This window comes from Streptomyces sp. NPDC029292 (assembly GCF_055569295.1).
This window is the reverse complement of record NZ_JBVHXR010000032.1, coordinates 67642-90480: the sequence shown is the minus strand read 5'-3', so window position 1 is coordinate 90480 and position 22839 is coordinate 67642. Positions and strand designations below refer to the sequence as shown.

20 protein-coding genes, 1 rRNA gene and 1 riboswitch are annotated in these 22839 nt (G+C 68.9%); of the genes, 15 read left to right on the top strand and 6 right to left on the bottom strand.

The genetic code is table 11. From position 1 onward, the window contains the following. From rrf to ACZ4WS_RS43660, 11 genes are all read left to right on the top strand, one after another. Positions 1-94: ribosomal RNA gene (rrf, locus tag ACZ4WS_RS43710) — 5S ribosomal RNA — on the top strand; the annotation flags it as partial. Between the two features lie 150 nt (positions 95-244). After that, positions 245-853 carry a CDP-alcohol phosphatidyltransferase family protein gene (locus tag ACZ4WS_RS43705; protein ID WP_467989159.1) on the top strand — a complete coding sequence of 203 codons (609 nt, stop codon included), beginning with the start codon at positions 245-247 and terminating at the stop codon, positions 851-853. A 114-nt stretch (positions 854-967) separates the two neighbouring features. Continuing rightward, complete coding sequence (locus ACZ4WS_RS43700) at positions 968-3463, top strand: sugar phosphate nucleotidyltransferase (protein WP_467989157.1); 2496 nt, start codon at positions 968-970, stop codon at positions 3461-3463. Positions 3464-3622: 159 nt separating this feature from the next. Then, positions 3623-4459, top strand: coding sequence for a DUF881 domain-containing protein (locus tag ACZ4WS_RS43695; RefSeq protein WP_467989169.1), 837 nt, complete (start codon positions 3623-3625; stop codon positions 4457-4459). After that, positions 4456-4788, top strand: a complete 333-nt coding sequence (locus ACZ4WS_RS43690) for a small basic family protein (RefSeq protein WP_003988855.1) — start codon at positions 4456-4458, stop codon at positions 4786-4788. Before ACZ4WS_RS43695 ends, ACZ4WS_RS43690 begins: the two co-directional genes overlap by 4 nt. 5 nt (positions 4789-4793) lie before the next feature. Next, on the top strand, positions 4794-5636 hold the full coding sequence (locus tag ACZ4WS_RS43685; RefSeq protein ID WP_467989155.1) for a DUF881 domain-containing protein: 843 nt from the start codon (positions 4794-4796) through the stop codon (positions 5634-5636). A 61-nt stretch (positions 5637-5697) separates the two neighbouring features. Continuing rightward, a complete protein-coding gene (locus tag ACZ4WS_RS43680) occupies positions 5698-6666 on the top strand; it encodes an FHA domain-containing protein (protein ID WP_467989154.1) in 969 nt (322 codons plus the stop codon). A gap of 17 nt (positions 6667-6683) precedes the next feature. Then, positions 6684-7427 carry a transcriptional regulator FtsR gene (gene ftsR, locus ACZ4WS_RS43675; RefSeq protein WP_467989152.1) on the top strand — a complete coding sequence of 248 codons (744 nt, stop codon included), beginning with the start codon at positions 6684-6686 and terminating at the stop codon, positions 7425-7427. A gap of 86 nt (positions 7428-7513) precedes the next feature. Beyond that, positions 7514-7987: a bifunctional nuclease family protein gene (locus tag ACZ4WS_RS43670; protein ID WP_006123076.1), complete on the top strand. Its 474-nt coding sequence runs from the start codon at positions 7514-7516 to the stop codon at positions 7985-7987. A 217-nt stretch (positions 7988-8204) separates the two neighbouring features. Next, positions 8205-8840, top strand: coding sequence for a MerR family transcriptional regulator (locus ACZ4WS_RS43665; protein ID WP_467989149.1), 636 nt, complete (start codon positions 8205-8207; stop codon positions 8838-8840). Positions 8841-8940: 100 nt separating this feature from the next. Beyond that, entirely contained in the window at positions 8941-10554 is a 1614-nt protein-coding gene (locus tag ACZ4WS_RS43660) for a DNA polymerase IV (RefSeq protein ID WP_467989147.1), read from the top strand. Here the strand turns inward: ACZ4WS_RS43660 and ACZ4WS_RS43655 are convergent. After that, positions 10476-10847: a PRC-barrel domain-containing protein gene (locus ACZ4WS_RS43655; protein ID WP_467989145.1), complete on the bottom strand. Its 372-nt coding sequence runs from the start codon at positions 10845-10847 to the stop codon at positions 10476-10478. The genes ACZ4WS_RS43660 and ACZ4WS_RS43655 overlap by 79 nt on opposite strands. Before the next feature lie 103 nt (positions 10848-10950). Further along, a riboswitch (glycine riboswitch) is annotated at positions 10951-11046 on the top strand. Positions 11047-11223: 177 nt separating this feature from the next. Here ACZ4WS_RS43655 and gcvP point away from each other — a divergent pair. After that, the gene (gene gcvP / locus ACZ4WS_RS43650; protein WP_467989143.1) at positions 11224-14109 is read left to right on the top strand and encodes an aminomethyl-transferring glycine dehydrogenase; all 2886 of its coding nucleotides are present in this window, start codon (positions 11224-11226) and stop codon (positions 14107-14109) included. 133 nt (positions 14110-14242) lie between these two features. Here gcvP and ACZ4WS_RS43645 read toward each other — a convergent pair whose 3' ends face one another. Then, positions 14243-14449: a DUF5999 family protein gene (locus tag ACZ4WS_RS43645; protein ID WP_467989141.1), complete on the bottom strand. Its 207-nt coding sequence runs from the start codon at positions 14447-14449 to the stop codon at positions 14243-14245. 375 nt (positions 14450-14824) lie between these two features. After that, positions 14825-15409 carry a hypothetical protein gene (locus tag ACZ4WS_RS43640; RefSeq protein ID WP_467989139.1) on the bottom strand — a complete coding sequence of 195 codons (585 nt, stop codon included), beginning with the start codon at positions 15407-15409 and terminating at the stop codon, positions 14825-14827. Positions 15410-15953: 544 nt separating this feature from the next. Here ACZ4WS_RS43640 and ACZ4WS_RS43635 point away from each other — a divergent pair. Then, positions 15954-17471 (top strand): glutamate-cysteine ligase family protein, encoded by a 1518-nt coding sequence (locus ACZ4WS_RS43635; RefSeq protein WP_467989137.1) that lies wholly within the window; start codon positions 15954-15956, stop codon positions 17469-17471. A 316-nt stretch (positions 17472-17787) separates the two neighbouring features. On the opposite strand, the gene ACZ4WS_RS43630 is transcribed toward ACZ4WS_RS43635, so the two are convergent. Then, positions 17788-19551: a substrate-binding and VWA domain-containing protein gene (locus ACZ4WS_RS43630; RefSeq protein ID WP_467989135.1), complete on the bottom strand. Its 1764-nt coding sequence runs from the start codon at positions 19549-19551 to the stop codon at positions 17788-17790. Positions 19552-19739: 188 nt separating this feature from the next. Between ACZ4WS_RS43630 and ACZ4WS_RS43625 the strand changes: the two genes are divergently transcribed. Further along, the gene (locus ACZ4WS_RS43625) at positions 19740-20540 is read left to right on the top strand and encodes a CPBP family intramembrane glutamic endopeptidase (protein WP_467989134.1); all 801 of its coding nucleotides are present in this window, start codon (positions 19740-19742) and stop codon (positions 20538-20540) included. Between the two features lie 93 nt (positions 20541-20633). Here the strand turns inward: ACZ4WS_RS43625 and ACZ4WS_RS43620 are convergent, their stop codons facing one another. After that, positions 20634-21452 carry a PhzF family phenazine biosynthesis protein gene (locus tag ACZ4WS_RS43620; protein WP_467989132.1) on the bottom strand — a complete coding sequence of 273 codons (819 nt, stop codon included), beginning with the start codon at positions 21450-21452 and terminating at the stop codon, positions 20634-20636. A gap of 204 nt (positions 21453-21656) precedes the next feature. Here ACZ4WS_RS43620 and ACZ4WS_RS43615 point away from each other — a divergent pair, with 204 nt between their 5' ends. Further along, positions 21657-22298, top strand: a complete 642-nt coding sequence (locus ACZ4WS_RS43615) for a PadR family transcriptional regulator (protein WP_467989130.1) — start codon at positions 21657-21659, stop codon at positions 22296-22298. An 82-nt stretch (positions 22299-22380) separates the two neighbouring features. Here the strand turns inward: ACZ4WS_RS43615 and ACZ4WS_RS43610 are convergent, their stop codons facing one another. Further along, positions 22381-22809 (bottom strand): type II toxin-antitoxin system Rv0910 family toxin, encoded by a 429-nt coding sequence (locus ACZ4WS_RS43610; protein WP_467989128.1) that lies wholly within the window; start codon positions 22807-22809, stop codon positions 22381-22383. Positions 22810-22839 lie beyond the last annotated feature (30 nt).

Sequence of the window (22839 nt, the reverse complement as noted above, 5' to 3'; positions counted from 1 at the left end):
AACGCCCGGTTACATTCCGAACCCGGAAGCTAAGCCTCACAGCGCCGATGGTACTGCAGGGGGGACCCTGTGGGAGAGTAGGACGCCGCCGAACTTCTTTTATAGCTCCGGCTCTTGGGCATATTGCCCGAGAGCCGGAGCTTTTTTGTTTTCCGAGGGCGTTCTACCCCTCCGCACCGAAGCTCGAAGGCTGCGGGTAAGGTCAGGGGGCATCGTTGGCTCATTTCCCACAGGAGGCCCCCGGGTGGAGGTCCAGGAGACCCGTGTCCAGACAGACCGGGTCCTCACCATCCCGAACATCCTCAGCATGGCGCGCCTCGTCGGCGTGCCCGTCTTCCTGTGGCTGATCCTCAGGCCGGAGTTCGGCGGTCCCAAGAGCGACGGATGGGCGCTTCTGGTGCTCATGCTGAGCGGTATCAGCGACTATCTGGACGGGAAGCTCGCCCGGCGCTGGAACCAGATCAGCAGTCTCGGCCGGCTACTCGATCCCGCGGCCGACCGGCTCTACATTCTGTCGACTCTCGTTGGCCTCACCTGGCGCGAGATTCTTCCGCTCTGGTTGACAGCTGCACTTCTGGCGCGCGAGCTGGTCCTCCTGGTGATGGTGGGCATCCTCAGGCGCCACGGCTATCCGCCGCCGCAGGTGAACTTCCTCGGGAAGGCGGCCACGTTCAACCTGATGTACGCCTTCCCCTTGCTGCTGCTCAGTGACGCAAGTGGATGGATCGCGTCACTCGGTGCTATTTTCGGATGGGCGTTCGCCGGATGGGGTACAACGCTCTACTGGTGGGCAGGAATCCTCTACGTGGTACAGGTCCGCCGTATCGTCAGGGCGGACGCCATGGCCGATTGAGCTCGCCGATTGCGCGGCTGTAGTGGCTCGATGGCCCGCGGACGAAAAGTGCGGGACAATCTGGACGGGTGAAGTCGGCTAGACCGTCGTCTCTTCAAGGAGGACGCTTCCGACATGAAGGCCGTCGTGATGGCCGGAGGCGAAGGCACACGCCTTCGCCCCATGACCTCAAGCATGCCCAAGCCGCTCCTGCCGGTGGTGAACCGGCCGATCATGGAGCACGTGCTACGGCTGCTCAAAAGGCATGGGCTCAACGAGACCGTCGTTACTGTTCAGTTCTTGGCCTCGCTGGTCAAGAACTACTTCGGTGACGGCGAGGAGCTCGGTATGGAGCTCACCTATGCCGATGAGGAGAAGCCACTCGGTACTGCCGGGAGCGTCAAGAACGCCGAGGAAGCGCTCAAGGACGACGCCTTCCTTGTGATCTCCGGCGACGCGCTGACTGACTTCGACCTCACGGAACTCATCAATTTCCATAAGGAGAAGGGCGCGCTCGTCACCGTCTGTTTGACGCGCGTACCGAATCCCCTGGAATTCGGCATCACCATCGTCGACGAAGAGGGCAAGGTCGAGCGCTTCCTGGAGAAGCCGACCTGGGGCCAGGTCTTCTCGGACACGGTGAATACGGGCATCTATGTCATGGAGCCCGAGGTCTTCGACTACGTCGAGGCCGATGTGCCCGTCGACTGGTCGGGCGATGTCTTCCCCCAGCTGATGAAGGAAGGCAAGCCGATCTACGGCTATGTCGCCGAGGGCTACTGGGAGGACGTCGGTACGCACGAGAGCTATGTGAAGGCGCAGGCCGACGTTCTGGAGGGCAAGGTCGACGTCGAGATCGACGGCTTCGAGATCTCCCCGGGAGTGTGGGTCGCAGAGGGCGCCGAAGTGCACCCCGACGCCGTACTGCGAGGGCCGCTCTACATCGGGGACTACGCCAAGGTCGAGGCGGACGTCGAAATCCGTGAGCACACCGTCATCGGTTCCAATGTCGTCGTCAAGACCGGGGCTTTCCTGCACCGGGCCGTGGTGCACGACAACGTGTACATCGGTCAGCACTGCAATCTGCGCGGCTGCGTCATCGGGAAAAACACGGACATCATGCGTGCCGCGCGGATCGAGGACGGCGCCGTCATCGGCGACGAATGCCTCGTCGGCGAAGAATCGATCATCCAGGGAAACGTTCGCGTCTACCCGTTCAAGACCATCGAGGCCGGCGCCTTCGTCAACACCTCGGTGATTTGGGAGTCGCGAGGGCAGGCGCATCTCTTTGGCGCCCGCGGAGTGTCCGGGATCCTGAATGTGGAGATCACCCCGGAGTTCGCCGTCCGCATCGCGGGAGCGTACGCGACGACCCTCAAGAAGGGGTCGACCGTCACCACGGCCCGCGACCACTCCCGAGGTGCTCGCGCGCTGAAGCGGGCGGTCATCTCGGCGCTGCAGGCCAGCGCCATCGAGGTACGCGACCTGGAGAACGTACCGCTGCCGGTGGCCCGGCAGCAGACCGCCAGGGGCAGTGCGGGCGGGATCATGATCCGGACGACGCCCGGTGTGCCGGACTCCGTCGACATCATGTTCTTCGACGGGCAGGGTGCCGATCTGTCGCAAGGGGGTCAGCGGAAGCTGGACCGGGTATTCGCGCGGCAGGAGTACCGACGGGCGTTCCCCGGCGAGATCGGGGATCTGCACTTCCCGGCGAGCGTCTTCGACTCGTACACGGGATCGTTGCTGAGGAATGTCGACACCAGCGGTATCGCCGAGTCCGGGCTGAAGGTGGTCGTGGATGCGTCGAACGGCAGTGCGGGGCTCGTGCTGCCCAGCCTGCTGGGCAAGCTCGGGGTGGATTCGCTGACCATCAATCCCGGTCTCGACGAGTCCAGGCCGACGGAGACCGCGGACGCCCGAAGGTCGGGCCTTGTGCGGCTCGGTGAGATCGTCGCCTCCGCACGGGCCGCGTTCGGGGTGCGTTTCGACCCGGTGGGTGAGCGGCTCTCGCTCGTCGACGAGAAGGGACGGATCGTCGAGGACGACCGGGCCCTGCTTGTCATGCTCGACCTGGTGGCCGCGGAGCGGCGCAGCGGGCGGGTGGCGCTGCCGGTGACCACGACGCGGATCGCCGAGCAGGTGGCGGCGTACCACGGGACGCAGGTGGAGTGGACGACCACGTCTCCGGACGATCTGACGCGGGTCGGGGGCGAGGAGACGACCATCTTCGGCGGTGACGGGCGTGGCGGCTTCATCATCCCGGAGTTCAGTAGCGTGTTCGACGGCGCGGCGGCCTTCGTACGGCTTATCGGCCTGGTGGCGCGGACGCAGCTCACTCTCAGCCAGATCGACGCGCGGATTCCGCGGGCGCATGTCCTCAAGCGGGATCTCGCGACTCCATGGGCCGTCAAGGGACTTGTGATGCGCCGGGTCGTGGAGGAGGCCGGGGACCGGTTCGTGGACACCACCGACGGCGTACGGGTCGTGGAGACCGACGGGCGCTGGGTGATGGTGCTCCCCGACCCTGCCGAGGCGGTGACGCATCTGTGGGCCGAAGGCCCTGACGACGCCTCCGCGGAAGCCCTGCTCGACGAGTGGTCGGCGGTCGTGGACAGCGCCGGGCGCTGAGTACGCGCGCGTGCCGGACAAGTGCCCCCAAGGGGGCCTGTCCGGCACGCCGGTGGGGCCATTCGGAGGTAGCACCCGCGACGTGCGACGATGTGCGGCATGCCGCAGCAGCCCCCCGTTCGGAGCAGCCCTCCGCGCCCCTCGCGCCCGGACGCCTCCATGTCGCTGCTCACCAATGTCATGGACCACAGCCTCGACGACGGATACGCCGAGGCGGCCGCCCGTAAGAAGGCCGAGGGCGTCGGCGGCATGCCGAAGACGGTGCGGGCGAAGCTGGGTCTCGCCGCCGGTCTCGTGCTCGCGGCCCTGGTCGTGACCGTGGGAGCGGCGAACGCGCGGATAGCGGCCCCTGTCGTCGCCAAGGAGCGCCAGGAGCTCATCGACCGAATCGAGCGCGAGACCGCGGCCGCGGACAAGCTCGAAAGCAATGTCGACACCCTGCGAGCCGACGTGAGCGCACGGCAGCGCGCGGCGCTCAAGAAAGACGGGGGCGGCGAGCAGGCCGACCTGGTGGGCATCCTGTCGGGCGCCACCGCGGTGCACGGACCCGGTGTGAAGCTGGTAGTGAACGACGCGAAGGAAGCCAGCACGGGCGGCGGGGGTGATCCCCGGGAGACCTCTGGATTCTCCGACACCGGACGCGTACGCGACCGCGACATGCAGCGCGTCGTCAACGGGCTCTGGGAGTCGGGCGCCGAGGCCATCTCGATCAACGGACAGCGGCTGACCGCCCTGTCGGCGATCAGGGCCGCGGGTGACGCGATACTGGTTGACAACAAGCCGCTGGTGCCGCCTTACACGGTGCTCGCGGTGGGGGACGGCGAACGGCTCAGCACCAGGTTCCAGAACAGTGCCGACGGGCTGTATCTGCACGCCCTGCAGGAGAGCTACGGCATCCGGACCAGCATTTCCGTCGAGGACGACGTCCGGTTGTCCGCCGCACCGAGCGTGATCGTACGTACAGCACAGCCGAGCACAGAGAAGGGCACATCGTGATCGCCGTACTGGGCCTCGTCGTGGGAGTCGTGGCTGGATTGCTGGTCCGGCCCGAGGTTCCGGCGGTTGTCGAGCCTTACCTTCCGATCGCCGTCGTGGCGGCGCTCGACGCCGTGTTCGGAGGCCTGCGCGCGATGCTCGACGGCATCTTCGACGACAAGGTCTTCGTGGTGTCGTTCCTGTCGAACGTGGTCGTGGCCGCGCTGATCGTCTTCCTGGGCGACAAATTGGGCGTGGGCGCCCAGCTCTCCACGGGCGTCGTGGTCGTTCTCGGCATCCGTATCTTCTCCAACGCCGCGGCGATCCGCCGGCACGTGTTCCGGGCGTGAGGCCGATGAGCAACGAGGGCGAGACCCCCGAGAACCGGCTGCGCAAGGAACTGCCCGAAGAGGTACCCGCCGCGCCTCCCGAGAGTGCCGGGCCGGACAAGGACGAGGGATCGGCAGCGCCGTCGCTGACCGGCCGTCAGCGACTGGTCAAGGGGCTGTGGCCGCCGCGTGTCTCGCGCGCCCAACTCATCGTCGCCCTGCTGCTGTTCGGCCTCGGCTTCGGCCTGGCCGTCCAGGTGGCCTCCAACAGCGACAGCGGCAGTGCCCTGCGTGGCGCACGTCAGGAAGATCTCGTACGCATCCTCGATGAACTCGACAACCGTACGCAGCGTCTTGCAGACGAGAAGCAGGGTCTCGAAGATCAGCGCACCGAGCTGGAGAACAGCTCGGACCAGGCCGAGGAGGCCCGCAAGCAGACGGTCGAGAAGGAGAAGCAACTCGGCATTCTGGCGGGCACCGTGGCGGCGCAGGGACCCGGCATCACCCTGACGATCAACGACACGAAGGGGACGGTCAAGGCGGACATGCTGCTCGACGCGATCCAGGAGCTGCGCGCGGCTGGCGCGGAGGCGATCCAGGTGAACGGCGTACGGGTCGTCGCCAGCACTTATCTGACCGACTCCGGCAAGGGTGTGAGCGTCGACGGGAACAAGATCACCCAACCCTATCGTTTCAAGGTCATCGGCAAGCCGCAGGATCTCGAGCCGGCGCTCAATATCCCCGGAGGCGTGGTGCAGACACTGGAGAAGGAGCAGGCCACCGTCACGGTGGACCGCTCGTCGAGGATCGTTGTGGACGCCTTGCGACCGGCGAAGCAGCCTGACTACGCTCGGTCGTCCTCCCAGTGAGCGGGGGCCGCATGGGGGCCACCCGGCCCGTGCATGAGGTTGCGGGGGGTCGGCGCACCGAATGGGTGGTGCGTGGTGGAAACTGTCTGGTGGATACGGACGTTGTGAGGATGTCCGGGTCGACCGGTGTGTTCAATCAGGGTTCGTCCTGCCCCACGGGCGGGTCTATTTCGGTCAAGGGGAATCGCCCGTGAAGTTGTTTGGGAAGTTGTTCGGCAAGAGCGCACGAGAGGGCAGCGACAACGCGACTGCCCGGCACCGTGCATCACGCCATGGAGACGCAGAGGGCCAGAGCGGCGAGCGTCCGCTCTTCCGCGACCAGGTCGCTGGTCCGGGCGGTGACATTCCCGGTGGTCAGGGCGCGCCGTCTGTTGACCCTGCCCAGTCCGGCCGCATAGGTTTCGGGGAACCGTCAGCCTCAAGTACGGGTGGAGGGTTTGCCTCAGATCCGTACGCGTCCCATGCCCCTGGGGGGCAGCCGCGGCAGGAGGATCCGTCCATGTCGGCCCTGGTGTGTACGAGGTGCGGGAACCGCAACGCGGAGAACAGCCGGTTCTGCTCCAACTGCGGTGCGCCGCTGCGGGGCGGAGCGGAGCGTCCCTCCGAGACGACCTCCACGATCTCCATTTCCGGCCTTGAGGCCTACGACGCCGAGGTCACCGGCCAGACGCAGTCGCCGGCGCTCTCCCCGGAGGCACAGGCGGCCGTGGACGCGCTGCCGCTCGGCTCGGCGCTCCTGGTGGTGCGCCGTGGCCCGAACTCGGGCAGCCGCTTCCTGCTGGACGGCGAGCTGACCACGGCCGGGCGTCATCCGCAGAGCGACATCTTCCTGGACGACGTGACCGTGTCGCGCCGCCATGTGGAGTTCCGCCGCGCCGCGGACGGCTCGTTCACGGTGGCCGACGTCGGCAGCCTGAACGGCACGTATGTCAACCGGGAGCGGATCGACCAGGTCGCTCTGTCGAACGGTGACGAGGTGCAGATCGGCAAGTACCGGCTGGTCTTCTACGCAAGCCAGCGGGGCATCTGACCTGTCAGGGAAGGTCCATGCTTCAAACACCGAGCGGCGGTGCCGGCAGCGGTACCGCCGCCGCGGACAGTGGGCTGATGAGCATCGGCACGGTGCTGAACGTGCTGCGCGACGAGTTCCCCGAAGTCACGATCTCCAAGATCAGGTTCCTGGAGTCGGAGGGCCTCATCGAGCCGCAGCGAACCCCCTCGGGGTATCGCAAGTTCAGTGCCAACGACGTCGAGCGCCTCGGGCACGTGCTGAGGATGCAGCGGGACCACTATCTGCCGCTGAAGGTGATCCGCGAGTACCTGGACGCCCTGGAGCGCGGTGAGCCGGTGCGGCTGCCCACTGTGGGGCGTCAGCGCGACTCCGGCGAGGCAGTGCTGTTCGGCGAGCCGGAGGCGCCCACGGCCGCCCGGGTCGGCCGTGCCGAGCTGCTGGCCGCCGCCGAGATCGGCGAGCGGGAACTCGAGGAGTGGGAGTCGTACGGGCTGATCGCACCGCTGTCGGACGGGGCGTACGACGCCGAGGCCGTGACCGTCGCCGGGCTCGTCGTCGAGCTGGGGCGGTTCGGGATCGAGCCGCGCCATCTGCGGGCGATGAAGGCCGCCGCCGACCGTGACGCGGGCCTGGTGGACCAGGTGGTGGCCCCGCTGCGGCGCCACCGCAATCCCCAGACCAGGGCGCACGCGGAGGCCCGTACGAAGGAGCTGGCGGGGCTCACGGTGAAGCTGCACGCCGCGCTGGTGCGGACCGCGCTCGGCGTGCGACTGCCCTGACCCGGTGCGCCGGCCCACGCTGTGGATCGTCCACCCGTTCTGTGCCCGACTACCCAAACGTCCCGGGCACGGCCTAGGGTTGCTGTGTGAACGAGCTCGATGTCGTAGGTGTCCGGGTCGAAATGCCCTCCAACCAACCGATCGTGCTTCTGCGTGAAGTGGGAGGCGACCGCTACCTCCCCATCTGGATCGGACCGGGGGAGGCGACGGCGATCGCCTTCGCCCAGCAGGGCATGGCCCCCGCGCGACCGCTGACCCACGACCTGTTCAAGGACGTGCTGGAGGCCGTCGGCCAGGAGCTCACCGAAGTGCGCATCACGGACCTGCGTGAGGGCGTCTTCTACGCGGAGCTGGTGTTCGCCAGCGGCGTCGAGGTGAGTGCACGGCCGTCCGACGCCATAGCGCTGGCCCTGCGCACCGGCACGCCGATCTACGGCAGCGACGGGGTGCTCGACGACGCCGGCATCGCGATCCCGGACGAGCAGGAGGACGAGGTCGAGAAGTTCCGCGAGTTCCTCGACCAGATCTCGCCCGAGGACTTCGGCACCAACAGCCAGTGACGGCCGGGGCGTCAGAGGGATTCGGGTGGCAATTGCCGACGGCCAGTGTGGTGTGCTGCGGCCCGCGCCGAGAGCATTCGGCTAGCCTTTCCCCGCGGTGGGGCACGGGAAACCACTCCTAGGGTGATTATCACTCGGCGTGCCGAGTGTGGCGATCGTTGACGCGCCCCTGGTGACTGCCTACCGTCGAGAAGGCAGGTCAAGGACGGAGGTCGGCGTGAGAAGCAGCGGCGACGGTACGGCTGGGGGTGCCCCCGGACGCGGTCTGGGGGAGAGCGGCCCGTACCCGCTTCACGGCAGCGCGGCCGATTGCGTTCCGCGGCGGCCGACGGCGGTGCCGGGCGAGGGCGGGGCGGTGTCCGAGGAGATCGGTTATCGCGGTCCCACGGCGTGCGCGGCCGCGGGCATCACCTATCGGCAGCTGGACTACTGGGCGAGGACCGGTCTGGTCGAGCCGAGTGTGCGGCCCGCTTACGGGTCGGGGACGCAGCGCCTTTACAGCTTCAGGGACGTGGTTGTCCTGAAGATCGTCAAGCGGTTCCTCGACACCGGGGTGTCGCTGCAGAACATCCGCACCACGGTCCAGCACCTCAGGGAGCGCGGCTTCCGGGATCTGGAGCGGATGACGCTGATGAGCGACGGAGCGACGGTCTACGAGTGCACGTCCCCCGATGACGTCCACGCGCTGCTCCAGGGCGGCCAGGGGGTCTTCGGGATCGCTGTGGGGGTGGTGTGGCGGGACGTCGAGAGTGCCCTCTTGCAGCTGCACGGGGAGCGTGTGGACACCGGCGAGACGCTCGTCGGGCACAACCCCACGGACGAGCTGGCGCGGAGGCGCAACCGGGCCGTCTGAGGCCGGGCGGGGCTACTGGAGCCCGCCCGTACTTGTACGGTCCACAGGACAAGTGGGCCGTGCCGGGGCATTGTCAGTGGCGTAGGGCAGCATCGGAGATGTGAGAACCGCGCCCACGATCCTGCATCTCGACATGGATGCCTTCTTCGCCTCCGCGGAGCAGGCAGCCAAGCCGAGCCTGCGCGGGAAAGCGGTCGTCGTGGGCGGGCTGGGACCGCGTGGAGTCGTCGCCACCGCCTCGTACGAGGCACGGGTCTTCGGGGTGCACTCGGCGATGCCCATGGCCCAGGCGCGCAGGCTCGCTCCGAATGCCGCGTATCTCGTGCCGCGCTTCGCGCTGTACCGGGAGGTCAGCGAGCAGGTGATGGGGCTACTGGGGGCCCTGTCGCCGCTGGTGGAGCCACTGAGCCTGGACGAGGCGTTCGTCGATCTGGAGGCCGGGGGAGCGGCCTGGGACGACGCGTCGGCGCGGTTGGTGGGGGTGAAACTGCGTGCCGACATCCGGGCCGTCACGGGGCTGACCGGATCGGTGGGACTCGCCGCCTCCAAGATGCTCGCGAAGATCGCCTCGGAGCAGGCCAAGCCCGACGGGCTCGTGCTGATAGAGCCGGGGACCGAGCGCGCGCTGCTGGGGCCCATGTCGGTGCGGACGCTGCCGGGCGTGGGGCCCGCGACCGGCGACCATCTGCGGCGGGCCGGGATCACCACCGTCGAGGAGATCGCCGAGGCGGGCGAGGACGAGCTCGTACGGCTGCTGGGCAAGGCCCACGGGCACGCGCTCCACGCAATGGCGCTGGCGCACGACGAGCGGCCTGTGGTGGCCGAGCGGGAGACCAAGTCGGTGTCGGTCGAGGACACGTACGACGTGGACATCCATGACCGGGTGCGGGTCGGCCTGGAGGTGCAGCGGCTCGCCGACCGGTGTGTGCAGCGGTTGCGCGGAGCCGGGCTGTCGGGGCGGACCATCGTCCTGAAGGTGCGGAGGTACGACTTCTCGACGCTGACCCGGTCCGAGACGCTGCGGGGGCCCACGGACGACCCCGCGGTGGTGCGGGAGGCCGCCGCACGGCTCCTTGAGGCCGTGGACACGACCGGTGGCGTGCGCCTGCTGGGGGTCGGGGTCACCGGTCTCGCGGACTACACGCAGGAGGATCTGTTCGCGCAAGCGCAAGCGCAAGCGCAAGCCCAGGCTCAGGCCACCGCTGCGGAGCCGGCGGCGCGGGAGCATGCCGACGAGGAGGCGCCGCAGGAGTTCGCTGTCGCGCACGTGCCGCCCGCTGAGCGGCGGTGGCCCGCAGGGCACGACGTGCGGCATGCCGAGTATGGGCACGGGTGGGTGCAGGGCAGTGGGCTGGGGCGGGTGACCGTGCGGTTCGAGACGCCCTACTCCGAGCCCGGGCGTGTACGGACATTCCGAACCGACGATCCGGAGCTGGAGCCGGCGGATCCGCTGCCCCTGGTGGAGCGAAGACCCGAGAACCCGGGACCTCCGCAGGCCACTGGGCTCGGGTCACAGGCCTCGGATTCCGGGCGGCCTCAGGATTCCGGTCGCGAGGGCCAGAATTCCCATCCTCAGGATTCCCGTCCCAGGCCGCCCCAGGATTCCGATGCTCAGGATTCCGGTCCCGGGCGGCCTCAGGCCTCGTCCGAGCCCGCGAGTCGGCCGAAGTCGCGGTCCGGTGGGGGAGGAGGGGGTGCCACGTCGAGGCCGTAGTGGTGGTAGAGCTGGAGTTCCTGTTCGGGCGAGAGATGGCGGCCGACGCCGAAGTCGGGGGCGTCCTTGATCAGGGCTCGGTCGAAGGGGATGCGCAGGGTGCCCTCGACGAGTTCGCTGGGCTCCAGCGGCACGAAGGCATCCCTGCTGAACAGGCCCGTGCGTATGGCCGCCCACTCCGGGACTCCGGTCGCGTCGTCGAGGTAGACCTCGTCGACCGTGCCGATCTTGGTGCCATTGCGGTCGAACGCCTTGCGGCCGATCAGGTTGCGCGGATCGATGTCGGTCTGCACGGGCCCTCCTCTTGGTCGCAACTCATCCGTCAGCACTACGAAAGAGCACTTTGAGGAGGGCGGCCACTCGAGGGAACCTCGCTGGTAGTCTGGCAACGGCTGCTGACCCCGTGCGGGAGAGTCCTCCGCACACCATCGGAGGCGCCGAAGGAGCAAATCCTCCCCGGAATCTCTCAGGCTCACGTACCGCACGGACGAGGTCACTCTGGAAAGCAGAGCGGATGTCGACGGCATCCGCTCTCACCGACGGTGAAAGCCGGGTCGTCAACAGGCGGTCCGGTGAAGCTCTCAGGTTGTGATGACAGAGGGGGAGGCCGTCGGGGTACCCGCGCCCGGGTGCCCCCCGAAGGTCGTGTCAGACCAGGAGGCCTCCGCAATGACCGCCCATCGCATTCCGCTTTCCGAGCTCGAACAGGGAATCCCCTTCGAGCAGCGCCACATAGGGCCCGACTCCGAGGCGCGGGCCAAGATGCTCGCCCAGGTCGGGTACGGCTCGCTCGACGAGCTGACGGCCACCGCGGTGCCGGACGTGATCAAGAACGCCGAGGCGCTTCGGCTGCCGGGCGCGCGCACCGAGGCCGAGGTGCTGGCCGAGCTGCGCTCCCTCGCGGACCGCAACCAGGTCCTCGGCTCGATGATCGGCCTCGGTTACTACGGCACGTTCACGCCGCCGGTGATCCTGCGCAACGTCATGGAGAGCCCGGCCTGGTACACCGCGTACACGCCGTACCAGCCGGAGATCTCGCAGGGCCGCCTGGAGGCGCTGCTCAACTTCCAGACCGTGGTCGCCGAGCTGACCGGGCTGCCGACCTCCGGTGCCTCGCTGCTCGACGAGGGCACCGCGGCCGCCGAGGCTATGGCGCTGTCCCGGCGCATGGGCAAGAACAAGAAGGGTCTGTTCCTGGTCGACGCGGACACGCTGCCGCAGACCATCGCCGTCATCGAGACCCGCGCCGAGCCGACCGGCGTCGAGGTCGTGGTCGCGGACCTGAGCGCGGGCATCCCGGCCCAGGTCGCCGAGCGCGAGATCAACGGCGTGCTCATCCAGTACCCGGGCGCCTCCGGTGCCGTACGCGACATCAAGCCGCTCATCGAGCAGGCGCACGAGCTCGGCGCGGTCGTCACCGTCGCCGCCGACCTGCTCGCCCTCACCCTGCTCGTCTCGCCCGGCGAGCTGGACGCGGACATCGCGGTCGGTACGACGCAGCGCTTCGGTGTGCCGATGGGCTTCGGCGGTCCGCACGCCGGATACATGGCGGTGCGCGAGAAGTTCGCGCGCAGCCTGCCCGGCCGACTGGTGGGAGTGTCCGTCGACGCGGACGGCCACAAGGCCTACCGTCTCGCCCTGCAGACGCGTGAGCAGCACATCCGCCGCGAGAAGGCGACCAGCAACATCTGTACCGCTCAGGTGCTGCTCGCCGTGATGGCCGGTATGTACGCCGTCTACCACGGGCCCGAGGGCCTGAAGACCATCGCGCGGCGCACGCACCGCTACGCGACGATCCTCGCCGAGGGCCTGACGGCGGGCGGTGTCGAGGTCGTGCACGGCGCCTACTTCGACACGCTGACCGTGCGGGTGCCGGGCAAGGCCGCCGAGGCCGTCGCCGCCGCGCGCGAGGGGGGCGTCAACCTGCATCTTGTCGACGCCGACCACATCTCGATGTCCTGTGACGAGACAACGACGCGCGAGCAACTGGCCGCTGTCTGGGCCGCGTTCGGTGTCGAGGGCGATGTCGAGGCGCTGGACTCGACCGCGGAGGACACGCTGCCGTCCGCGCTGCTGCGCGCCGACAACTACCTCACGCACCCGGTCTTCCACGAGCACCGCTCCGAGACCGCAATGCTGCGCTACCTGCGCAAGCTGTCCGACCGCGACTACGCGCTCGACCGCGGCATGATCCCGCTGGGCTCCTGCACGATGAAGCTCAACGCGACCACGGAGATGGAGCCCGTCACCTGGCCCGAGTTCGGTCAACTGCACCCCTTCGCGCCCGCCGAGCAGGCGCAGGGCTACCTCACGCTCATCCGTGAGCTGGAGGAGCGGCTCGCCGAGGTCACCGGGTACGACAAGGTCTCGCTGCAGCCCAACGCCGGTTCGCAGGGCGAGCTGGCCGGACTGCTCGCCGTACGCGGCTACCACCGCGCCAACGGCGACGAGCAGCGCACCATCTGCCTCATCCCGTCCTCCGCGCACGGCACGAACGCCGCGAGCGCCGTGATGGCCGGTATGAAGGTCGTGGTCGTGAAGACCGCGGACGACGGCGAGATCGACATCGAGGACCTGCGCGCCAAGATCGAGCAGTACCGCGACGAGCTGGCCGTGCTGATGATCACGTACCCCTCGACGCACGGTGTGTTCGAGGAGCACGTCGCCGACATCTGCGCGCAGGTGCACGAGGCCGGCGGCCAGGTGTACGTGGACGGCGCCAACCTCAACGCGCTGGTGGGCCTCGCCAAGCCGGGCCACTTCGGCGGTGACGTCTCGCACCTCAACCTGCACAAGACGTTCTGCATCCCGCACGGCGGCGGCGGTCCGGGCGTCGGCCCGGTCGGTGTGCGCGCGCACCTGGCGCCGTACCTGCCGAACCACCCGTTGCAGCCCGCCGCGGGCCCGGAGACCGGCGTCGGCCCGATCTCGGCGGCTCCGTGGGGCTCCGCGGGCATCCTGCCCATCTCGTGGGCGTACGTCCGGCTTATGGGCGGCGAAGGGCTCAAGCGCGCCACGCAGGTGGCGGTGCTGTCCGCGAACTACATCGCCAAGCGCCTGGAGCCGCACTACCCGGTGCTCTACACCGGCCCCGGCGGGCTCGTCGCGCACGAGTGCATCATCGACCTGCGTCCGCTGACCAAGGCGACCGGTGTGAGCGTCGACGACATCGCCAAGCGGCTGATCGACTACGGCTTCCACGCGCCGACGATGTCGTTCCCGGTGGCCGGCACGCTGATGATCGAGCCGACCGAGTCCGAGGATCTGGTCGAGCTGGACCGGTTCTGCGAGGCGATGATCGCCATCCGCGCGGAGATCGAGAAGGTCGGCTCGGGCGAGTGGGCGGCGGACGACAACCCGCTGCGGAACGCGCCGCACACCGCCGCCGCTCTCGGTGGTGAGTGGGAGCACGCGTACTCCCGCGAGGAGGCCGTCTTCCCGGCCGGTGTCTCGATCGCGGACAAGTACTGGCCGCCGGTGCGCCGCATCGACCAGGCGTACGGCGACCGGAACCTGGTCTGTTCCTGCCCGCCGCTGGACGCCTACGAGGACTGATCAGCGCTCGGGACTTGGACGCCTACGGGGAGTAATCATCCTCGGACATGCGTCGGGGCCGGTTCGGAGAGTACGTCTCCGGGCCGGCCCCTCTTCTGTCTGGGTGACTGTGGAAGTCACCCGGTTGTGCGGCTCAGGCGGCTGTCATCACGTGTTCGCTGCCCTTCGGGCGGTGCGGGGCGATGATCTGGCCGTCCGGCAGGAGCTCACCGGTGTCCTCGAAGAGCAGAACGCCGTTGCACAGCAGGCTCCATCCCTGCTCCGGGTGGTGCGCCGCAAGACGGGCGGATTCCCGGTCGGCGGATTCGGCTGACGGGCACGGTGGCTGGTGCTGGCACATGGATGGGATCTTTCGCTGGGTTGAGATGTGAGTGATGGCTGTGGTGTCTGTCCCGCGGCTCGATGCGTTCATGGCCGCCCCCCGTTGGTGTGTGGTCCAAACCCAGTGTTGCCCTACCGGCGCCAATCCGCAGGGATTTGGCGGCAGCGCTTCTCACAGGTTGAGGACGCATCACCCGTGCGGACGGTTCATTCCAACTGCACTGTCCCTTCGGGTGGTTCGGGGTGGCCGAATGGGGCTAGTCCGGTCGGGGTGAGCAGTGCGTTTCCCTCGTACGAGCGCGATGGGACCCGAACGAGCGGCTCCCGGTTCCGGACCTGAACGGCGCCGTGCCCCGCGGCCGAAAGGACGGCGGCGGGGCACGGGGAACCGTGCTTACGCGGGCGAGCTGAGCAGCGGGGCCGGAGTGAGCCGGTGAGTGAGGACCGGCAGTAGTTCGGCGACGCGGTGCGGGCGGTGCGCGGCGATGCCGGGCGGGGCGGGCGCCAGTGGGACCAGGAGGTCGGTGGCGGCGGGGTGGCCGGTGGCGCCGTCCGCGGTGCAGTCGCCGTGCAGCCAGAGTGTGAGCATGTAGAGCTCGGGCACGGACAACAGGCGTGCCTGGTACGACTGCTGCATGGTCTCGGCCTGGCGCAGGGCGCGTTCGGTGGCGGTGATGTACGGGCCCTCGAAGAAGCGCGAGAAGGCCCAGCCGTCGGGGGTCAGCATGGTGTCGGCCGCGGCTACCGCGCGGTCGCCGCAGCGGATGAGGAAGCGCCACCCGGCGAGCCGGGTGGCGGACGCGCCCGCGGGGGTGATCCGGTCCAGGACGTGTACGGGCAGCGGGAGTTCGGGCGTGGCGGGTCCCTGGGCCATACGCAGGGACGGAGTGCGGGCCTCGCGGACGGCGGTGGGGGAACCGAGTGCCGTGAGGACGGTGCGCAGGGCGGGCGCGGGAGCCGGGGGTACGTGCAGCGGCATGGTGGGTCGCCTCTCATTCGACAGGCACGGTGGCGCGAGGGCGGGGGCAGACGGCGCTGTCAGCTCTCGGGGTCAGAGGAGCGAGGGGTCTGGATCTGCCGACAGGGTGTTGCCTGCCGCGTGTCACCTTGACGACAGGACCTTGGACCGCGAGCGCCAACTCTCTGCCTCGTTCGCGGAGTTTATACGAGACGTGTTCGGACGGTGTTTCGTCTAGCCGTCCTGAATATGAAGAGCAAGGCGGTATTCGGTCGGCGAAATGAGAGGTTCATCCCGGTTCTGTGTGCATGTGCGGCGATGACCTCGGAATGCTTCGCCGGAGCGGTCGGCCGATTCTCGTCGGCGTTTTTCACGAGATCATTTCAAGCTGAAACTTGCTTGTTGCACCATGCCCGGTGAATGTGCCGCGGGTACGCGGTTCCAGCGTAGCGGGCAGCGGGTCCGTGCATGGCGTTATCGATCGCGTTGCCTGGGCATCATCCCCCGTGACCCGGGACGCCAGGGGCCGGAGTATCGGCCTGCCCATCCGAGGAGGGACACTTCGATGGGGGAGAAGGTCGTGGCAGGGCCGTTCGACCTGTCCGATCGCCAGCGCTACCGCGACAAGCTACGGCAGTGTCTGACGGGGCTGGAGCGGCTGCTGGAAGAGAAGCGGTTCGATCGCCCGAAGAATCTCATGGGGCTGGAGATCGAGTTGAATCTCGCAGGCTCCGACGGCATGCCCAGAATGATGAACGCGCAAGTGCTGGAAAGGATTGCGAGCCGTGATTTCCAAACAGAACTCGCCATGTTCAACCTGGAAGTCAACATAGCCCCACACCGATTGGGCGGTCGAGTATTCGACCGACTCGCCGAGGAGCTGCGCACCTCGCTCGCCTACGCCCACCGGAAAGCGAACGAAGTCGACGCCGGAATCGTGATGATCGGTATTCTGCCGACGCTCGGCCAGGGCGACCTGGTCTCCTCGAACCTGTCGGACGTCGACCGCTACACCCTGCTCAACGACCAGATCGTGGCCGCCCGCGGCGAGGATTTCGCGCTGGACATCGAGGGCGTGGAACGCCTCGTCTGTACGTCGAAATCCATCGCGCCCGAAGCCGCCTGCACCTCCGTGCAGTTGCACCTCCAGGTCACCCCGGGACGGTTCGCGGACGTGTGGAACGCGGCGCAGGCGGTGGCCGCCGCGCAGGTCGCCGTCGGTGCCAACTCGCCTTTCCTGTTCGGCCACGAGCTGTGGCGCGAGTCGCGGCCCCCGCTGTTCCAGCAGTCCACCGACACCCGGCCGCCCGAGTTGCAGGCACAGGGGGTCAGGCCGCGGACCTGGTTCGGCGAGCGGTGGATCTCATCGGCGTACGACCTCTTCGAGGAGAACGTGCGCTTCTTCCCGCCCCTGCTGCCCATCTGCGACGAGGAGGACCCGCTGGCCGTCCTGGACGAGGCAGGCATTCCCAAGCTCGCCGAACTCGTGCTGCACAACGGCACGGTGTACCGCTGGAACCGGCCCGTGTACGGCATCGCCGACGGCGTCCCGCATCTGCGCGTCGAGAACCGGGTGCTGCCCGCGGGGCCCACCGTCACCGACGTCATCGCCAACGCGGCCTTCTACTACGGGCTCGTCCGCGCGCTCGCCGAGGAGGCGCGGCCCGTGTGGACGCGGCTGTCCTTCGAGTCCGCCGCCGCCAACTTCGACGCCGCCTGCCGACATGGCATCGACGCGCGCCTGGAGTGGCCGCGGCGCGGCCGGTACGGCGGGACCACGCGGGTCGACGCCGTGCACCTGGTCCGCGACGAGCTGCTTCCGCTCGCCGCGGCGGGGTTGGACGCGTGGGGTGTCGAGCCCGCAGACCGGGACCTCTACCTGGGCGTGATCGAGGACCGGTGCCGGCTGCGTGTCAATGGGGCGACCTGGCAGGCGGCCACGTTCCACCGGGCGCTGGAGAAGGGGCTCGGGCGTGATGCGGCGCTGGCCGCGACTACCGGGCGGTACGGCGAGTTGATGCATCTCGGGGAGCCGGTGCACACGTGGCCGGTGGGGCTGCCGGAGGCGGTTCCGCTTGGGTGAGGGGCGGGGCGTCGGGGTCGGTGTGGGGTCGGGTGAGGTGTCGTCGGGTGTCGGGGTCTGTTTGGGGCCGGGTGAGGTGTCGTCGGGTGCCGGGGTCAGCCTGGATCCGGGTGGGTTGCAGCTGGGTGTGGGGGGCCAGCCTGGGGCCGGTGGGGAGCTGCCGGGTGTGGGGGGTCCGTCCGGGGCCGGGTGAGGAGTAGCCGGGTGCCGGGGCAGTCCACGCTCGGGTGAGGAGCAGCAGCCGGGGGCTGGGGCACTCCGGGCTCGGGTGAGGAGCAGCAGCCGGGTGCAGGGGCAGTCCTGGCCCGGGTGAGGCTCAGCCCTGGCTGCCCGCCTCCACGATGGCCTTGAGGATCACCGAGTGGATCTGCGACGGGTCGTTGACCTGGTGGCCCGATCCACCGGTCGCCTTGGCGATCTGCTCGACCTCCTCCTTGTCGGCGTCCGGGCCCACCGCGATCGCGATCAGCGGCACCGGGCGCTGCGGGTCGGTGAGCTTCTCCAACTGCGCGACGAGGCTGGAGCGCGAGATGCTTCCCGGGTCCTGGTTGACACCGTCGGTCAGGATGACCAACGCGTTGAACTTCCCCTTCACGTACGAGGAGGTCGCCGCCTTGTACGCGGCCAGTGTCGTGTCGTACAGCCCGGTCGCCCCACCGGGGACGGGCTCCAGCGAGCTGAAGGCGGCCGACAGCTTGTCCCGCTGGGTGCCGTTGCCCTTGCGGTCGCCGAGCCGTTCGGTCGGGACGAGTTCGCGGTAGTCCTTGTCCCCGTCGAGCTTCGTGGAGAACTTCCACAGCCCGATCTCGTCCTCCGGGGTGAAGGTGGCGAGGGCCTGCAGCAGGGACGCCTTGGTGACGTCCATACGGGACTGGCCGGTGCCCGGCACCGGCTCGGACATGGACGCGGAGGCGTCGACGACCGTGGTGATCCGGGCGCTCTGCACCGTGATCGTCCACATCCCGAGGGCCTCCTGGAGCGCCTTCGCCGAGGCCGGTTCGGCCGCGACCTGCGCGTACGGCTGCGGGGAACGGCCGCCGGCCTCGGTGATCAGTGCGGCCGAGGGGTTCTCGTCGTCGGTACGGAAGCCGTGTGTCTCCAGGATCTTCTGCGGCTCGGGCTCGCCCAGCAGCGTCATGAAGCGCAGCGCGGCGCGGCTCTGGTCGGTGCTCAGCCGCTGCGCGTCGACCAGCGTGAACGGGTAGTTGAGCTGCGGCGATCCGTCCTTGGGGTAGAAGAGTTCGAGTCCGTCGGCGCTGTCGGCCGAGGAGTTGTACGCGAACGCCCGCTGCTCGGAGAGGATCAGCGCCTGGTTGCGCTTCGGGTTGCCCTGCTCGGTGCCGGAGGAATCGCGGGGCAGGGTGTCCAGGACCTGGCTGTCGCTGTCGGAGGTGCGCTGCGAGAGCACCTTCGCCATGGCGGCCGCCTGGGTGTCGCCGCCCTTGGTCTGTGCCGCGGCGGTGGTGAGCTGTGTCAGCGCGAGCAGGCCGGTCGCGCTGCGCGCCGGGTCGGCCGCGCCGAGCTTCAGCTGATCGCTCGTCATCGTCACGCCGGCCAACTCGGTCCAGGTGTACCTCTTGCCGGGCCACCCCAGTGACTTCGCGGCCGCCGGGACCATCGCGACGCCGACCGGCGACGACGCGACGTTGCCCACCGGGGTCACCCCGGTCGCCGTGCTGTCGCCGCTGACGCGCTGCACCCACAGGTCGGAGTCCGGCACCCACGCCTGGATGTCGGAGTGCTTGCCCGATCGCAGCGCGTCGGTGACCTTGTACGACTCGCGCGCGGCCACGCTGACGTCGATGCAGCGGCCGTCGGAGGTGATGCTGCGCTCGCGGGCGCGCGCCGCCACGGCCTTCAGGGCGGGCGCCAGGTCCGGCGACGCGGCGAGCTTGACGTGCACGGCGTCGTCCTGGCAGGAGGAGCCGAAGGAGAGCAGGCCCCCGCGGACCGCGGCCGCCGTGCCCGCCGCGACCGTGAGGACGAGTACCGTCGCGATGGCCACATTGCGGCGGCGCGCGCGTGGTCGGGGGTCGGCGGCGCCCGCCCCGTACTCATCGGGCAAGCTGTGACGTCCCATGACGGTGGTGCCCCTCCCTGTTGAGCCTTGAGCCGTGAAACAGCGGTAAGGCAGGAAAAAGGGGGAGGTACGCCCCGTACGGCGCCCGTCCCCCCAACGGCCTGTCACGCACGATCTTCGTAACTTCTTTCGAGACCCTAGCGGGGTGAAGATGGGGATGAGGCGGGATTACTCAACTGGAGGCGGGAGTGCAGGTGGAGGCGGGGTCGGTGGCCGATTCTTTTCCGAAGGAGCGGCTGACACGACGGATTCTCCGGGACGAGACACTGCTCGTTCTGGGGCTTTCGCTCGGTGCGAGCGGGGTGTCCGCGCTGATCAGCTTTGTCGGATCGGTCACCAAACCGGGGGGTCTCAAGGACCAGGCGGCCACCCTCAACGCCTCGGCCGCGCCGGGCCGTCCCTGGCTGGATCTGGCCTGGCAGCTCTTCGGTATCGCGTCGGCGTTGGTGCCGGTCGCGCTCGTCGCACACTTCCTGCTCAGGGAGGGTGAGGGGCTGCGCGTGATCGGTTTCGACCGTACGCGCCCCTGGCCGGACCTCGGGCGCGGGGCCGCGATCGCGGCGGTGATCGGCAGCACGGGCATCGCCTTCTATCTGGCGGCCCGGGGGCTCGGCTTCAACCTCACGGTGGTGCCGGAGGCGTTGCCCGACGTGTGGTGGAAGTACCCCGTGCTGATTCTCTCCGCGATCCAGAACGCGGTCCTCGAAGAGGTCATCGTCGTCGGGTATCTGCTGCGCCGCCTCGGCCAGTTGGGCTGGACGCCGGGCACCGCACTGGTGGCGAGCTCGGTGCTGCGCGGCTCGTACCACCTCTACCAGGGCATCGGCGGCTTCGTCGGCAACATGGCGATGGGTGTGGTCTTCGCCTACCTGTACCGGCGTTGGGGTCGTGTCGGACCGCTCGTGGTCGCGCACTCGCTGCTCGACATCGGGGCGTTCGTCGGGTACGCGCTACTGGCGGGGAAGGTGGGGTGGCTGCCGACGGCGTGAGCGAGCCTGGGGCAGGGCCTTGGGGGGGTTGGGGTGGATTGAGCGGTTTTTGAAGGGGCGTACGAAGACGTCGTACGCCCCTTTCGTATGCCGCTACGCGAGCAGCTCGCCCTCGATGACGGTGACTGCGCGGCCGGTGAGGAGCGTGCGGTCGCCGCGCAGTTCGGTGCGGACGCGGCCGGAGCGCGGGGAGGCCTGCAGGCCGGTGAGGTCGGGGCGGCCGAGGCGCTCGGACCAGTAGGGGGCGAGGGCCGTGTGGGCGCTGCCGGTGACGGGGTCCTCGTCGATGCCGACGTTCGGGAAGAAACAGCGGGAGACGAAGTCGTAGCCCTGGGAAGGGTCTTCGGCGCGGGCGGTGGCGATGATGCCACGCTCGGAGTGGCCCGTGAGGGCCTTGTGGTCGGGGGTGAGGCCCCGGACCGTCTTCTCGTCGGCGAGTTCGATCACGAGGTCGCCGATGTTCGGTCCGGTGTCGAAGGCCGTGATCGGTTCGGCGCCCAGGGCCTCGGCCACGCCGTCCGGGATCTCGACCTGCGTCAGCGGCGCGGTGGGGAAGTCCAGCGTGAGGGAACCGTCCTCGTGGGGTGTGGCGATGAGGACGCCGCTGAGCGTGGCGAATCGTACGGGTCCCTCGTGGGCGCCCGTGGTGTGCAGGACGTGCGCGGTGGCCAGCGTCGCGTGTCCGCACATCGCGACCTCGGTGACGGGGGTGAACCAGCGCAGTGCCCAGTCGGCGTCGCCCCCCGCGGGGAGGCGGTGGGTGAATGCCGTCTCGGCGTGGTTGACCTCCAGGGCCACGCTCTGGAGCCAGGTGTCGTCCGGGAAGGACGAGGAGGAGTCGAGGACCAGGACCCCGGCCGGGTTGCCGGCGAAGGGGCGGTCGGTGAAGGCGTCGACGATTCGAATCCGCATGCCCCGACGCTAGCCGCGCCGCGAGGCCACGGGCCAAGGCCAATTCCGGGGATCTGGACCCCGTTGTCGCCTCACGCGTCATGGCTCACCGGTGAACCTCGGGCAGTCGTGCGCGGCGCGATGAGGGCAGGGGTTGTCAGGCGAGCTATTCCGATATATCGTTGACGCATCGCGACCGATCAACGATGGAATGGAGTGATTGCGATGCGTTCCCACGGACAGGAATTCGGATTTGAACGCGGACATGGACGCCGTGGTGGACCCGGCCCTCGGGGTCGGGACGGCTTTGAGGGGCGGCGCGGGGCTTTCGGGCCCTTCGGACCGGGTGGTCCCGGTGGTCCCGGTGGCCCCGGCTTCGGCCCAGGCCCCTGGGGCGGGCGCGGTGGCCGGGGCGGACCGCGGGGGAGGGCGCGGCGCGGCGACGTACGCGCATCGATCCTCGCTCTGCTCAAGGACCGGCCCATGCACGGTTACGAGATGATCCAGGAGATCGCCGAGCGCAGCGGCGGGGCGTGGAAGCCCAGTCCGGGTTCGGTCTATCCGACCCTTCAGCTGCTGGAGGACGAGGGCCTGATCACCAGCGCGGCCGAGGGCGGCAAGAAGCTGTTCTCGCTGACCGAGTCCGGCCGCAGCGCGGCCGACGAGGGTCCCGACGCGCCTTGGGAAGAGGCCGGGCGCGGGGTCGACTGGGAGACGCTGCACGAGATCCGGCAGGCCGGTTTCGGCCTCATGGAGGCCTTCGGCCAGGTCTGGAAGACCGGCAGCAAGGACCAGCGCGACAAGGCGCTGGTGGTCATCAACGAAGCCCGTAAGAAGCTGTACCTGATCCTCGCCGACGAGGACTGACGGCGTGCTGTGGTACCTGACGGCGCCTCGCGGAAGTGTTTCCGCGGGGCGCCTTTCCGCGTACGGGAGCGGTGCGCGGGGCTCAGGCCACCAGTCCGGCCAGTTTGCGCAGCGACTCGTTGAGGGCGGCCGTCGCCGAGTCCTTGAGTTTGCCCGCCATCAACGAGACGGCGGCGCCGGTGAACTCCCCGTCGATCCGCACCGTCGTGGCATCGCCGTCGGGGGTCAGCGTGTAGCGCGTGGCGACGATCACGGCCATCGGGCCCTTGCCGCGGATGGCCAGGGTGCGGGCGGGCTCGAGTTCCTCGATGGTCCAGTTGACCTCGGCGGGGAAGCCCATGAGCTTCATGTTCTCCTCGAAGGTGCCGCCGACCTCGAGTGACGCGGGGCCGCCCTTCGGGAAATTCGTGTGGGTCGAGTTCCACTCGCCGTACGAGGAGAAGTCCGTGAGCTGCGCCCAGACCTTCTCGGCAGGCGCCTCGATCCGTGCTTCCGCGCTGACTTCGGCCATGCGACCACCCCTTCGTGTCGGGCGCTGCGC